12 protein-coding genes are annotated in these 14609 nt (G+C 44.8%); all 12 read left to right on the top strand.

Features of this window, described 5'->3' with window-relative positions:
* Positions 1-2 precede the first annotated feature (2 nt).
* Positions 3-926 carry a flagellar assembly peptidoglycan hydrolase FlgJ gene (gene flgJ, locus P7F88_RS23105; protein ID WP_277828667.1) on the top strand — a complete coding sequence of 308 codons (924 nt, stop codon included), beginning with the start codon at positions 3-5 and terminating at the stop codon, positions 924-926.
* 235 nt (positions 927-1161) lie between these two features.
* A complete protein-coding gene (gene flgK, locus P7F88_RS23100) occupies positions 1162-3036 on the top strand; it encodes a flagellar hook-associated protein FlgK (RefSeq protein ID WP_277828665.1) in 1875 nt (624 codons plus the stop codon).
* 10 nt (positions 3037-3046) lie between these two features.
* Positions 3047-4243, top strand: a complete 1197-nt coding sequence (flgL, locus tag P7F88_RS23095) for a flagellar hook-associated protein FlgL (protein ID WP_277828663.1) — start codon at positions 3047-3049, stop codon at positions 4241-4243.
* A 394-nt stretch (positions 4244-4637) separates the two neighbouring features.
* Positions 4638-5792 carry a flagellin gene (locus P7F88_RS23090; RefSeq protein WP_277828661.1) on the top strand — a complete coding sequence of 385 codons (1155 nt, stop codon included), beginning with the start codon at positions 4638-4640 and terminating at the stop codon, positions 5790-5792.
* A gap of 339 nt (positions 5793-6131) precedes the next feature.
* Entirely contained in the window at positions 6132-6518 is a 387-nt protein-coding gene (locus tag P7F88_RS23085) for a PAS domain-containing protein (protein WP_277828659.1), read from the top strand.
* Between the two features lie 233 nt (positions 6519-6751).
* Entirely contained in the window at positions 6752-7882 is a 1131-nt protein-coding gene (locus P7F88_RS23080; RefSeq protein WP_277828657.1) for a flagellin, read from the top strand.
* 420 nt (positions 7883-8302) lie between these two features.
* A complete protein-coding gene (locus P7F88_RS23075) occupies positions 8303-9439 on the top strand; it encodes a flagellin (RefSeq protein ID WP_277828655.1) in 1137 nt (378 codons plus the stop codon).
* Between the two features lie 78 nt (positions 9440-9517).
* Entirely contained in the window at positions 9518-9952 is a 435-nt protein-coding gene (flaG, locus tag P7F88_RS23070) for a flagellar protein FlaG (RefSeq protein WP_277828653.1), read from the top strand.
* A gap of 20 nt (positions 9953-9972) precedes the next feature.
* Positions 9973-11970 carry a flagellar filament capping protein FliD gene (fliD, locus tag P7F88_RS23065; RefSeq protein WP_277828651.1) on the top strand — a complete coding sequence of 666 codons (1998 nt, stop codon included), beginning with the start codon at positions 9973-9975 and terminating at the stop codon, positions 11968-11970.
* Positions 11971-11976: 6 nt separating this feature from the next.
* On the top strand, positions 11977-12279 hold the full coding sequence (gene fliT / locus P7F88_RS23060) for a flagellar protein FliT (protein WP_277828649.1): 303 nt from the start codon (positions 11977-11979) through the stop codon (positions 12277-12279).
* Between the two features lie 13 nt (positions 12280-12292).
* Positions 12293-12703: a flagellar export chaperone FliS gene (gene fliS / locus P7F88_RS23055; protein ID WP_277828647.1), complete on the top strand. Its 411-nt coding sequence runs from the start codon at positions 12293-12295 to the stop codon at positions 12701-12703.
* Between the two features lie 335 nt (positions 12704-13038).
* Positions 13039-14499, top strand: a complete 1461-nt coding sequence (locus P7F88_RS23050; RefSeq protein ID WP_277828645.1) for a sigma-54 dependent transcriptional regulator — start codon at positions 13039-13041, stop codon at positions 14497-14499.
* Positions 14500-14609 lie beyond the last annotated feature (110 nt).

Below are 14609 nucleotides of genomic sequence, written 5' to 3'. Positions count from 1 at the left end.
AAGTGATTAACAACGGAAATGACATCGGTTTTATTCATGATATCGCTAGCTTAGACAACCTACGTAAAGATGCGGTTGGCGGTGATGATACGGATCAGAAAGAGGCCCTTAAAGCTGCTGCAAAACAGTTCGAGTCTATTTTTACCAATATGCTGTTTAAGTCGATGCGTGATGCGAATTCTACCTTCGAATCAGACCTGATGAAGAGTGGAAACCAGGATTTTTATCGTCAGATGCTGGATGAGCAGATGGCGAGTGAACTAAGTGCATCAGGCTCTCTTGGGCTTGCGGATATGATTGTCGCGCAGCTAAGTGCTGGCACAGAGATGGACGACACCGAAATAGTAATGCGCAATGCGGCGCTGGATACCTCTCTGCGATTACCGGTAGATTCATCTAAAGCAAGGCAAGCAGCTGACGATGCAATCAATGTTATGACCTCAAACAAGGTACAAGAACCATCAAGATTTGAATCTCCAGAACAGTTTGTTAAGTCTATGACGCCTTACGCTGAACGAGCAGCAAAAGCACTTGGTATTGAACCTTCTCTACTTATTGCTCAGGCAGCGCTTGAAACCGGTTGGGGTCAGAAGATCACTAGAAACTCGATGGGTAGCAGTAATAACCTATTCAACATTAAAGCGGACAGAAGCTGGAAAGGTGATAAGGTAGCCACTCAGACTCTGGAATTCCATGACAATGTTCCTGTTAAAGAGAACGCCTCGTTCCGTTCCTATAACAGCTACGAAGAGAGTTTTAACGATTTTGTTCGCTTCCTGAACCAGAATCCAAGATATAGCGAAACACTTGCCCAACAAGGCAATTCAGAATCCTTTATTCATGGTATTCATAAAGCAGGTTATGCAACCGATCCTAGGTATGCAGAGAAGGTTCTTAGCGTTAAAGAACGTATTGATAGGATGTAATTTTTACTTATTCTCATTACCACGCTCCTGCGTGGTAATGTATACTTTTATTTGAATTTTTCACTTTAATTCAAACACTTCAATAATATTTCTTACCACTTACGACTTCTTGAGGTCAGGTATGAATTCCCACGCAGAGCGTGAGGAACTAGAAACTTCCACCCTGGCATACTAATTGCAATTCTAACTCCAGATACACGTTTTTATTAAGTTTTATGGTTTCCCTGGGGGCATTATGGCGTCGGATTTGTTGAATGTTGGTACTCAGAGCGTATTAACCGCTCAGAGACAGCTCAACACTACAGGTCATAACATATCGAATGCGAATACCGAAGGCTATAGCCGTCAGTCGGTAATCCAGGGCACCAACATGCCTCGCCAATATGGCGGTGAAACCTATGGCATGGGCGTTCACGTGGAAAATGTTCGCCGCTCCTGGGATCAATTTGCCGTTAAAGAGCTAAACGTTGCCACGACTAACCTTTCTGCGACCACTGATACCGAAGCTGGCCTAGATACATTGACCAGTATGCTTTCATCTCTTGCTTCTAAAAAGATTCCAGAGAATCTGAATGAGTGGTTTGATTCAGTAAAAACATTAGCAGACTCACCGAATGATATGGGAGCGCGAAAGGTTGTTCTTGAAAAAGCAGGGCTAATCAGCCAGAACCTCAACACTTTTTATGAAACGGTTCGTCAGGAAGCGGATAACACCAACAAAAAGTTGGATCTTGCTGTTGAGCGAATGAACGAAATTGCCATTGAGATTCGCGATTTGCATCGCCTGATGATGCGTACTCCTGGCCCTCACAATGACCTGATGGATACCCACGAAAAGTTGGTAAAAGAGTTAGCTGAATATACTAAGGTAACGGTAACTCCACGTAAGAATGCGGAAGGTTTTAACATCCATATTGGTAATGGACACACCCTTGTTTCAGGTACTGAGGCAAGTACTTTGCTTATGGTTGATGGTGAACCAGATGCACAGCAGCGTCAGCTTGCGATGATAGAAGGTAAAGGGCTTAAAACTATCAAGCACGATGGACTAGACGGAAAAATGGGCTCGCTACTGAAACTTCGCGACGAATATGTGCCGTATGTTCAGGATGAACTAGGAAGACTGTCTACCGCATTCTCATTTGAAATAAATGAACTCCAGGCACATGGACTGGATCTGTACGGTAATGTTGGTAAGAACCTGTTTACTGACGTGAACTCCGAACGAGTTGCTAAATCCCGTGTTATCACTAGTAACGGTTCAGAGGCCGATATTGCAGCCTTTATCGAGGATACTAGTCAGCTTCAGGGTGGCGATTATCACCTTAGATATAATGGTGGTGATTACACCTTTATTAAACCAAGTGGTGAAATTGTCCAGGTAACACCTCAGGATTCCGCTCTATATATCGACGGGATGCGTGTTGAGCTTAGAACGCCACCGGAAGCTGGCGACAAGGTTATTATTCGCCCGGTTCGTTTAGGAGCTGAGCAAATTGAAGTCACCATGACGAATGCGGCAAACCTCACTGCTCAGAGTTACGAAAGCTCTGTTACCTCGGCTAAAGGGGATGCTGATTTTCGCGTGCTTACAGCGGGTGAGTTAAAAGAGTTCCAGGTACTGGTTTCTCCTCAGGGTGATAAATTTGCTGTTCTGGATATGAAAGGCAATGTGCTGCTTCAACCTCAGGATTATCCACCGTCTGGCCCGGTAACAGTTCAGGGTACGACTTTCAGTCTGACTGGCGGTGCGGCAGCCGATGACCGTTTTGCTGCAAACCTGACTCATGCCGAAGGTGACAACGGCAACTTAAGAAAAATGCAGGATCTTCAGACCGAGAAAAAACTGAATGATGGCAATACTACTGTTCTTGAGCTTTACCATAACCTGAATACCGATATGGGCTTGAAAATGTCTACCGCTGAGAGGTTGACGGAAGTTGCTCGCTTAGAGAAGGAAGCAGCGGAAGAGCGTATTGCATCGGTTTCTGGTGTAAATATGGATGAAGAAGCAGCAAATATGATGAAGTTCCAGCAGTCATATATGGCATCGTCCCGAATTATGCAGGTGGCGAATGACACCTTCGACACTATTCTGGCTTTAAGATAAGGAGGCTTAAATGATTAATCGTATTTCAAGCTTCCACAACTATCAGTCAGTTCAGAACGATCTGAGAAGACAAGAAGCCAAAGTTATTCACAATCAGGCGCAGCTTGCGTCGGGTAAAAAACTACTGAAGTCCAGTGATGACCCACTAGCGACACACTATGTGCAGTCGATAGGCCAACAGTCAGAACAGCTACGCCAGTATATGGATGCTATCGTTCTGGTTCGAAACCGTTTAGAACACCATGAAGTGCTGGTGGCTAACTCAGAAGCTTATGCAGATGAAGCCAAACGCACAGTTATGGAGATGATTAACGGTTCGCATTCAGGACAGGATCGCGAAGCTAAGGTTCGTGAACTTCAGGAGCTCTTCAACAATCTGCTTAACCTGACCAATAGTCAGGATGAATCCGGTAACTACATCTTTGCGGGAACAAAGCCTAAAAGTCAGCCGTTTTTCCGTGATAACTCCGGAAACGTGACGTATGCGGGTGATGAATATCATAGGAAGATGAAAATCTCCAATCAGCTGGAGATGCCTATAAATGATCCCGGCAACGAAGTGTATATGGAGATCGACAATCCATTTGGTGACTATTCACCAAATTATGAGTTACAGAGTGCTTCAGAACTCCTGCTGGAACGTGCAACTAATACAGATTACTTTGACGAATCGGAATACAAAATCACCTTTGTTGATATGGGTACTGGCGGAACTTTTGGTTATCAGCTGGAAAGAGACGGAAGTGTGGTAGCTGCCCAGGAGTTCGATCCTAAGGTTGGCATTAAGTACGAAGGCTTGAATATTGAGATTAAAGGGCAAATCACTGCCGGTGACAGCATCACTTTAGAGCCAAACAAAACGATCAGTATCTTCGACAGCTTCAGGGATGTAATCAATTTAGAAAAGGCATCGGTTTCTGACGCTTCAGCAACCGGACAACTGCACCGTCTGGTTGAAGAGTTTGATGCGGCTTTCATTCACCTTGGCAAAGCTCGTACCGATGTAGGTGCACGTTTGGATACTCTGGATATTCAGGAAGATCTGCACGAAGACTTTAAGCTGACATTGGCTAAGTCAAAAAGTGCGTTTGAAGATTTGGATTACTCGCAAGCAGTGATTGAATTTAATGAGAATTCCTTAGCACTGGAAGCTTCACAGAAGGCTTTCGGCAAAGTGAAAGACCTGACTCTGTTTAACTACCTATAAATTAGCTAATGCCTTATGAGCTGGATGCCATATGAGCGGCCAATTTATGTCGGAGAGGAAATAGAAGCAGGCAAGAATCGAAAAAGCGGCAATCTTTGCCAGGGGGTAAAGAGTTACTTTTTCGAGGTTATAAGTGGGACGGGTTAAAACATTGCTGAAAATAATGCGCTTAACTTGTTGTTATTAAGAGTTAAAATTTATTTTATACAGAATATCGTTGAGTAAGAAAAAGTTGGCACACATGTTGTATGTAATATATGTAGACAACTTATATATTTGAATTTGATGGGTTCATCAGATTCTGCAAGTAACTATCACGGTCAGTGCTTATCCAAATGAGACCTAAGCTGGCCGCTTCGCAAAAAGCTTGCGAACTCAACAGGAGAGCAAAAAGATGGCTGTAACAGTAAGTACTAACGTCGCGGCAATGACGTCTCAGCGTTACCTGAACAAAGCGACAGATAATCTGAATACCTCGATGGAACGTTTGTCCTCGGGTCACAAAATTAACAGTGCAAAAGATGATGCTGCAGGTATGCAGATCTCTAACCGATTGATTGCACAGTCACGCGGCCTGGATGTGGCAATGCGAAATGCGAACGACGGTATTTCTATTGCACAGACAGCAGAAGGTGCGATGAACGAATCAACATCGATTCTTCAACGTATGCGAGATCTGTCATTGCAGTCGGCTAACGGCTCCAACTCAGCGTCTGAACGTCAGGCTCTGCAGGAAGAAGTTAGTGCGTTGCAAGACGAGTTAAACCGTATCGCGGAAACCACATCATTTGGTGGACGTCGACTACTTAATGGTACATTTGGTGAAGCGGCATTCCAGATTGGTTCTAACTCTGGTGAAGCGATGCTTATGGGGCTAACCAGTGTTCGTGCGGATGATTTCCGTATGGGTGGCACAACGTTCTTTGCTGAACTGCCTGAAGGCCAGGTAATCAGTAAAGACTGGGGTGTACCGGCAGGCGCTAACACCATGACCTTGACGATTGGCGGCCTTGATGGCGAAGAAGACACGATCATCAATATCGACGCTAAAGTTGGTGATGATATCGAAGAGCTGGCGACTTATATCAACGGTCAGACAGATAAACTAAAAGCATCGGTTGGTGAAACTGGCAACCTACAGATTTTTGTGGCGGAACCTAACCTTCAGGGTGGACTGGATATCGGTGGTCCTCTGGCGAGTGAAATTGGCCTTGCTGGCGCGGAAGGTGTAGTGACAACTGCACAAGATATTGATGTAAGAACGGTAACAGGTTCTCAGAATGCGGTGGGTATTCTGGATGCGGCACTTAAGTATGTAGATAGCCAGCGAGCTGATCTTGGTGCGAAGCAGAACCGTCTAAGCCACAGTATCAACAACCTGGCGAACATCCAGGAGAACGTTGAAGCTTCGAAGAGCCGTATCAAAGATACAGACTTTGCGAAAGAGACAACCGAACTTACGAAAAACCAGATTTTGCAACAGGCAGGTACTTCCATACTTGCTCAAGCAAAACAATTGCCAAACTCAGCAATGTCATTACTTCAGTAATCGACATTCTGGAAATAGCGTTACTCTGCATTAATGGGTCCAGACGTGAACCTTTTCTGAATAACGCTGTTCTGGCAATCGCATTTTAGACTTGAAAACTTGATGCTCTCTCACTCTCACACTGCAGATAGTGGAAGGGTTTAAGATGCACGCTCAGCCGGTTATGTGACATTTCTCTCTGATCTCCACATAGGCATCTGGCTAGCAACCAGCCCCTAGTTCTCTCAAAGGATAGGGGCATTTTCTTTTTCTGCGTTTCAAAAACTATCCCTACCTCTCTTTTTACTAGCACATCGTTCACTATAATTAAGCATTGAGTAATATAACAAGGATGTCGCTATGGACGTTGGCAGAGAAACATATATCGATACCAGAACACATTGCATGGACTTAGGACATGATGAAAAGATGGTTCAGTCCCTTGACTTCAGTGGCACAATTTTAGATGTGAGCCCTGCCTGGCTAACGTTAACTGGTTACGTTAAAGATGAAGTCGTTGGCAGGCATTTTATGGAGTTTCTTGATGTTGAGTCTCTATTATGTGTAGAGAAAAATTTCCCCCAATTAAAAGACTTTGGCTATATCGACAATGTAAGCCTTAAGATTCGTTGCAAAGATGCCGCTGTAATTACTGTTACTCTTAATGGAACCTCTAAATATTCTCAGAAAGGCACGTTTGAAAGAACCTTTTGCGAGATCACACCAACTCAGAAGGCAGGTTGTTAACCCCAAGGTATCGACCACGGATTTACATACTTTAGTGTTTTTTTTAGCCTTTATTCTGATTTTGAAAAATACATCACGTTCGCGTCTGTTTTTTGAGTTTTATCCAGTTTTTTCCCGATTTTTTCTAAAGGATTTATTTTCTACGCCGTTAATAAAAGTAACTTTGAGAGAACTACTTGGTTTTCCGAGACGTCGGAAACCGCTATACCGGAAAATCAATTGGAGAAATCACCATGGCAGTGAATGTAAATACTAACGTAGCAGCAATGACAGCTCAGCGTCACCTGAACAATGCAGCGAATGACCTGAATGGTTCAATGGAACGCCTGTCTTCTGGCTTCAAGATTAACAGCGCGAAAGACGACGCAGCGGGTCTTCAAATCTCTAACCGTTTGAACGTTCAGAGCCGTGGCCTTGACGTAGCGGTACGAAACGCGAACGACGGTATCTCGATTGCACAGACAGCAGAAGGTGCAATGAACGAGACCACCAACATCCTTCAGCGTATGCGTGACTTGTCCCTACAATCAGCGAACGGTGCGAACTCAAAAGCAGACCGTGTAGCGATTCAGGAAGAAGTAACAGCATTGAATGACGAACTGAACCGTATTGCAGAAACCACATCTTTCGGTGGTAATAAGCTTCTGAACGGTACACACGGTACAAAGTCTTTCCAGATTGGTGCGGATAACGGTGAAGCGGTAATGCTATCTCTGAAAGATATGCGTTCAGACAACCGTATGATGGGTGGTACTTCTTACGCAGCAGCAGAAGGTAAAGACCAGAACTGGGGTGTAGCACAAGACTCTACACTGACAATCTCCTTTACTGATGATGCAGGAGCAGAGCAGAATGTAACCATCAACGCTAAGCAGGGTGATGACATCGAAGAGCTGGCAACGTACATCAATGGTCAGCAGGATTCTGTGGCTGCATCGGTAGACGAAGAAGGTCGCCTTCAGGTATTCGCTGGTAACAACAAGGTACAGGGTGAAGTATCATTCGGTGGTAGCCTTGCTGGTGAACTAGGTATGGGTGAAGGCAAGGCAGTCACTGTTGATACGCTGGATGTGACAACCGTAGGTGGTTCACAAGAAGCAGTAGGTATCATTGACTCGGCACTGAAATATGTGGATTCACACCGAGCAGAGCTGGGTGCATTCCAGAACCGTTTCGACCATGCGATTAATAACCTAGACAACATCAACGAAAACGTGAATGCGTCTAAGAGCCGAATCAAAGATACAGACTTTGCGAAAGAAACCACAGCGATGACTAAGTCTCAGATTCTGCAGCAGGCATCAACTTCAGTCCTTGCTCAGGCGAAGCAGGCACCGAACTCGGCACTAAGCCTACTGGGCTAATATTGAGTTAAGTTGAACTAATTGAGAACCCGGCAGCCGCCGGGTTTTTTTAGTTTATGGGTCGTATACGAAGAAGATATTTACCAGGAGTGCTCTATTCCGTGAACCGCTTAAGTGACCCTCACGTAGGCAATATGTTATCCATTTCAGGCATGTTCACTACATAGAGCACACCAGGTAAACATCAGATACGCCACCACGCTCTTAAATATTGAGCAATCTGAGGAACCTTAAGTAAAGTCTTATGTGAACATTGTCACATAAATATCCCTTCATAAAAAAAGCCAAAAAATAATTAATTTTTCTCTAAAGGATCTATTTTGTTCGCCGTTAAGGGGAATGAGAGAAATGAAAATGATGTGCCTAAGCGAGGTGAGAGACGTGGCGGCCATCAAACTCTAATGCCAAAGGAGATCAATTATGGCAATAAATGTAAACACGAATGTGTCTGCTATGACCGCTCAACGTCACCTCGTAGGGGCGAATGAAGGTCTGAATAAATCGATGGAGCGCCTGTCTTCAGGCTATAAAATCAACAGCGCGAAAGATGATGCTGCGGGTTTACAAATCTCCAACCGATTGACATCTCAAAGTCGCGGCCTTGATATGGCCGTACGTAACGCAAATGATGGTATCTCTATCGCACAGACAGCAGAAGGTGCGATGAATGAGTCAACCAACATCCTTCAACGTATGCGTGACCTGTCCTTGCAATCTGCTAACGGCTCGAACTCCCGTTCAGAACGTGTTGCGATTCAGGAAGAGGTTACCGCTCTTAATGACGAATTAAACCGTATTGCTGAAACGACCTCATTTGGTGGTAACAAGCTACTTAATGGTACGTTCGGCGCACAATCATTCCAGATCGGAGCTGACTCTGGTGAAGCTGTAAGTCTCTCTATTGGTAATATGCGTACAGATACAGCTGGAATGGGCGGACAGCTTTATGTTGCCCAGGAAGGTAAAGACGCAGACTGGACAGTGGCTGAAGGTGCTACAGACCTTACAGTGTCCTATACTGATAGTAGGGGGAATGCACAAGAAATTTCTCTGAATGCTAAAGAGGGTAACGATATCGAAGAGCTGGCGACCTATATCAATGGTCAGCACAACGATATTAAAGCCTCTGTTGGTGAAGATAATAAACTGCAAATCTTCGCAACAAACCAGGCTGTTCAGGGTGGTGAGTTGTCGTTCAGTGGCGGACTGGCGAGTGAGCTAAACTTATCCGCTGGTGAAAGCAAATCAGTTAACGATATTAACGTTACAACTGTTGCCGGTTCCCAGCAGGCAGTGTCTATTATCGATGGTGCACTGAAGGCGGTAGATAGTGAACGAGCTAACCTGGGTGCGTTCCAGAACCGTTTCAGTCACGCTATCAGTAACCTGGATAACATCAACGAAAACGTTAATGCGTCCAGAAGCCGTATTAAGGATACTGACTTTGCTAAAGAGACAACACAGATGACCAAGTCTCAAATTCTTCAGAATGCGAGTACATCTGTTCTGGCTCAGGCAAAACAGACTCCATCGGCAGCTCTAAGCTTGTTGGGTTAAGTAGGTTCGGGTAAATAACCTGCGCTTACTATCGAGAGTGATTTAATCGCTAACCCAGAAGGTGGAAGGGAGATCGGTATGGACATATCATCCTACACATCGAACATCCAGCCTTATGGTCCTTCTGGTGGCACGCAACTTGCTTCAGATAGTAGTAACGCTAAGAATGCGGTATCGAACCAAACAAGCACGACACAAGTGCAAGAACCTGAGAAGGTTCAGCGCAAGGAAGTCGTAGACAAACCTAATCCTCTTGAGAAACTTGTTAAAGAGAGAAACGAGCAGAACAAGCAGGAACTGGAAAAAATGATGGAAACAATGAATGATTTCGTTAATTCTATCAATAAAGGTCTATCCTTCCGTGTCGATGAAGAAGCAGGGAGAGAAGTTGTCACGATTTACGAAGCCAGTACAGGTGACGTAATCAGACAAATCCCTGATGAAGAGATGCTAATTATACTTAGGCGTTTAGCAGCCAGAAACTCGGGATTATTTGTCGAGGAGAAGGTGTAACTGTCATGAAGGTGAGTTGAATGAGTTTAAACCCATTGGGTAGCGGAACTGGCATGGATATCAATTCCATGGTCAGAAAAATTGTTGATGCGGAGCGTGTTCCTAAACAGCAGCGTATCGATGGTGACCGTACCCAGATTGATACTAGTATCAGTGCTTATGGGCGGCTCAGAGAGTCACTGGATACCATGAAAAACCTGATGGCTAATTTCCGTCGGGAGGAAGCTTTCGCAGTCCGAAAAGTGGAATCAACCGATGAGGAAGCAGTATCAGCCACAGCTACGACGGACGCTATCGCTGGTAGATATGCTATCGATGTGTTGCAGCTTGCACAGAGCCACAAAGTCGCCTCTGAACCATTAGCAGATGACTTACGTTTTGGGCCTGGCAAGCTGCAGATTCAGCTTGGCAAAAAGAAGTTTACGGTTGAAGTAAACGAAAACGCGAGACTCATGGATGTCGTTCGCGGCATCAATGGGGCAAGCGGAAACACCGGTGTCCGGGCATCAGTAATCAATGATGTTGAGGGCCAAAGATTAATTGTTGCTTCTGATAAGTCGGGAGTGGAAAATCAAATCAAAATTAGCGTCGAATCAGACGTAAATAACCCGCTTCGACAACTTGAATACAAAACACTAGAAGAGCGGGTCAAATCACTTGAAGAGGCTAGAAGGGCTGCAGCAGACGCATTAGCAGCGCCGCGACCCGGGCAAGAAGTTGCCGATCCAGCACTAGAAGAGCAAGCCGCTGAAGAAGTCATAAGCGATGATGCTAGTCGCCTTGGTGCGGCAGCGGATGCATTGACTGGTGCTGCTGAAGCATTGACCGCTGCGGCAACGGCTGGTCAAGCAGGGGCAGCTGGTATGGCCGGAGCAGAGGCAGCGTTAGAGGGAGCCGCAGACTCTATTCTTCCTGAAGATACCATTCCTGGCTGGAACGAGTCTGCATCAGGTACTTTGTTGGACTCGTATCGCCCGCCAGAACCAGAGCTGGATGAGTTCGCCTTAGAAAAAATGACAGCGGTTCCTGGTTGGTCAAATACAGCCTCTGGCACGCTCACAGATTCCTATCAAACACCACAAGAAGCAGAAGAAGCTAGACAGCAACTGCTCCAGGAGCGTTCGGATGTGATAGACGCTGCGCTTGAAAATGGAGAAATAACCGAAGAGCAGGCTCATCAGATGCGTCTGGAGCAAATGTCACCGGAAGAGCGAGCTTATCAAATCCGGATCGATGATACTCAGGCAGCACTGCGTAGTGCAGAAGACTCAATGAATGCGTATCGCGGGATGACAGAAACGCAGGAAGCAAAAGATTCTATTGTTATGCTTGACGGTATAGCTCAGCTCAGTAGTGAAAATAATGTTATTGAAGATGCCATTCAAGGCATTGATATTACCGTTAAAGGTGTCACTGACCCCAATAAAAAAGCGACTGAGATTGACGTTGAGTATGATAGACAGACCGTACGCGATGAAATTGAACAGTTTGTAAATGCTTACAACCAGTTTTATGCTGTAAGTAAAGAGCTGTCGACCAGCGATCCAACAACGGGGTATTCAGGGCCATTGGCCGGCGATAGCATTGTCCGTAGTGCTGAGTCTCGACTTAAAAACGTTTTTTCATCGGCGGTGAATACAGCTCCAGAAGATCTAAAAACCTTGACTGAGTTTGGCATCACAACGACCAGACAAGGTACGTTAGAGATTAACTATGAGATGCTTGATAAACAGCTGGAAAATAACTTTACTCGTCTAGGAGAGTTTTTCGGTGGCAAAGAAGGCTTCGCGAAAAAGGTGGAAGATGCGATTCAAACCTTAACCGGGCCTACCGGCACAATCCGAACCCGGGAAAATACGTTGCGTGACCAGAACTATCGCCTTCAGGATGAACAGGTGTCACTAGACCGTCGGATGGAGAGCCTTGAACAAAGAACGCACAATAAATTTGCAGCCATGCAAGATGCAACCGCCAAGATGCAGAGTCAGTTGTCAGGCATGATGAGTGCGATGGGGTAATAAAAAGTGAGCGATTTAGGTCAATTACAAGAGTTGGATCACAAATTAGTGTCGCTTTTGCAAGAATCGGAGCTTAATGCTGAAGAAATTATTGAGCTTGTCGATATAAGGGAACAGATTTTGCAAAATATTTTAAATGAACAAAAATCTGACCCCAGTTTGAAAAATTCGCCAGATTGGCGTAAAGCGCTGGTTAGAACTAAACAAGTTGTAGAGTTGATGCAGAGTAAAACCAACGAAATTGGTGCGCAGCTCAGAAAATTCAGACATGGTAGCAAGTCGATTCAACGCTATCAGCAGTTTTTATAAGAAGAGGAATACCATGCGAGGTTCATTACAGGCATACAAAAAGGTATCTGTAGACAGTCAGCTAAGTGCTGCTTCGCCACATAAAGTGATACAGATGCTAATGGCAGGTGCAATCGAACGCTTGGTGCAAGGTAAAGCAGCGATGCAACAGGGCAATATTGCCGTAAAAGGCGAACGCCTGGGTAAGGCGCTTGATATTGTAATTAGCCTTCGTAGTTGCCTTTCTATGGACGATGGCGGTGATGTTGCACAGAACCTGGATCAGCTATATGAGTTTGTGATAGCACAAATTACTCAGGCCAATGCAGAGAATAATCCGCAGGCTATCGATGATGTTGTAGATATTATTCGCGAAATTAAATCCGCCTGGGATCAAATTCCAACGGAATATCATAACCTGACCTCCGCTCAGCTTGGACAATAGGTCACAAATATTAAGTTTGTGATTAGTCAATAAAAGAGGTAACTGTGTGAATTCTTTTTTAAATTGGTTCACATCTGGCAATGATTAAGTTGCCTTCTCTTCTGTTTTAAATAAAATACATCACCTAGAATTACCCGCTCAAGTAGTGGGTGTTCGCGTTTCTGTCCGCCTTTGTGTTTATCTGTATGTCATCAGATTTATAATGCATTTTCGTTAATGTGATTGGATACGTGTGCAGATTGAGAGAAGTTGTCTATTGTTTATCTATAAGCTCAGGGATTTTTAGATAACGCCGTACTAGTAGAATTTTAAGAAAAAGGCACGATTTTATTTTTATGCAGGTTTTGGCAAAGTTACTCGTCATCGAAGACAATCAGGATCAGATGCTTCAATTGGGTACGATTCTCGAATTTATTGGTGAACAAGCAGAGGTTATAAACTCAACTCAAATCAGTCAGATTGATTTTTCAAAAGAATGGACTGGTTGTATTGTCGGCAGTGTCGCTGACGAAAAAGCAGCGTCTCAAATTACGGAAGTGCTTAGCCTGGCTATCCACATTCCGCTTGTTGTACTAAGTGACAGTACGGTTCATTTAGATGAATACCCTCACTATATTGGTAGCTTAGGGCAACCGCTGAACTATCCACAACTAAGTAGTGCTCTGCGACATTGTGCTATTTTTCAGGGGAAGCAAGGACTAACCGCAAGCGCGGCCAGAAAGAACACCCTGTTCCGCAGTCTTGTGGGTCAGAGTCCCGGTATTCAGGAAGTAAGACATCTTATTGAACAGGTAGCAGGTACAGAAGCTAACGTGTTGATTCTGGGTGAATCTGGTACGGGTAAAGAAGTGGTTGCCCGCAACGTCCACTACCATTCTGCACGGAGTAACGGCCCGTTTGTACCCATTAACTGTGGTGCTATTCCGGCAGAGCTTCTGGAAAGCGAGCTATTTGGTCATGAAAAAGGTGCGTTTACCGGAGCGATTACGGCTCGTAAAGGCCGGTTCGAGCTGGCTGAAGGAGGCACTATCTTCCTGGATGAAATTGGCGATATGCCAATGCCGATGCAGGTAAAACTACTTCGAGTACTCCAGGAAAGAACGTTTGAACGAGTTGGCGGTAATAGTACCATTAAGGTTGATGTTCGTATTGTAGCTGCGACCCACCGTAATCTTGAATCAATGATTGAAGAACAGAGCTTCCGTGAAGACCTTTTTTACCGTCTGAATGTATTCCCTATTGAAATGCCAGCGTTAAAAGAGCGTCAGGAAGATATCCCGCTGTTATTACAAGAGTTAATGACCCGAATGGAAGCAGAAGGCAGTCAGCTGATCAGTTTTACTCCTCGAGCTGTAGACTCTTTGAAAGAACACCATTGGCCGGGTAACGTTCGTGAACTGGCAAACCTGGTTGAACGAATGACTATTCTTTACCCGAATAGTCTGGTTGATGTGAGTCAGTTGCCAACCAAATATCGCTATTCCGATATTCCGGAGTTCCAACCGGAATATGATACGACTACTACCAGTATCGAAGAGCAAGAGCGTGAAGCATTAAGCGGTATTTTCTCTGAGAGCTTTGCTTTTGAAGAAGAGGCAGAAGCTTCAATGGGTACGACAAGTGCTCTCCCACCAGAGGGCGTAAATCTAAAAGAGCTATTGGCAGATATGGAAGTGAATATGATCAGTCAAGCTCTGGACGCTCAGGACGGTGTCGTTGCTCGTGCTGCCGATATGCTCGGTATGCGGAGAACCACGCTGGTAGAAAAAATGAAGAAATATAACCTACAGCGCTAATTCTCCTTCCCTTGGGCATTTAGCGTTACTTGTCAACAATTTGACGTTCTGATGTGTATAATGTCTTGATTTTAAAGTAAAAATGACTTGGCGTGCATCTTGCATTTCAA

Origin of the sequence: Vibrio hannami, from assembly GCF_029589055.1 — a bacterium.
GTDB classification, from domain to species: Bacteria; Pseudomonadota; Gammaproteobacteria; order Enterobacterales; family Vibrionaceae; genus Vibrio; species Vibrio hannami.
This window is presented reverse-complemented; position numbering and strand designations above follow the sequence as displayed.

What these genes read in the sequence shown, in the direction of transcription:
- flgL (WP_277828663.1), top strand. Translation starts at nt 3,047, where the DNA reads ATGATTAATCGTATTTCAAGCTTCCACAACTATCAGTCAGTTCAGAAC.
- P7F88_RS23075 (WP_277828655.1), top strand. Translation starts at nt 8,303, where the DNA reads ATGGCAATAAATGTAAACACGAATGTGTCTGCTATGACCGCTCAACGT.
- fliS (WP_277828647.1), top strand. Translation starts at nt 12,293, where the DNA reads ATGCGAGGTTCATTACAGGCATACAAAAAGGTATCTGTAGACAGTCAG.
- P7F88_RS23085 (WP_277828659.1), top strand. Translation starts at nt 6,132, where the DNA reads ATGGACGTTGGCAGAGAAACATATATCGATACCAGAACACATTGCATG.
- flgK (WP_277828665.1), top strand. Translation starts at nt 1,162, where the DNA reads ATGGCGTCGGATTTGTTGAATGTTGGTACTCAGAGCGTATTAACCGCT.
- P7F88_RS23050 (WP_277828645.1), top strand. Translation starts at nt 13,039, where the DNA reads ATGCAGGTTTTGGCAAAGTTACTCGTCATCGAAGACAATCAGGATCAG.
- flaG (WP_277828653.1), top strand. Translation starts at nt 9,518, where the DNA reads ATGGACATATCATCCTACACATCGAACATCCAGCCTTATGGTCCTTCT.
- P7F88_RS23080 (WP_277828657.1), top strand. Translation starts at nt 6,752, where the DNA reads ATGGCAGTGAATGTAAATACTAACGTAGCAGCAATGACAGCTCAGCGT.
- P7F88_RS23090 (WP_277828661.1), top strand. Translation starts at nt 4,638, where the DNA reads ATGGCTGTAACAGTAAGTACTAACGTCGCGGCAATGACGTCTCAGCGT.
- fliD (WP_277828651.1), top strand. Translation starts at nt 9,973, where the DNA reads ATGAGTTTAAACCCATTGGGTAGCGGAACTGGCATGGATATCAATTCC.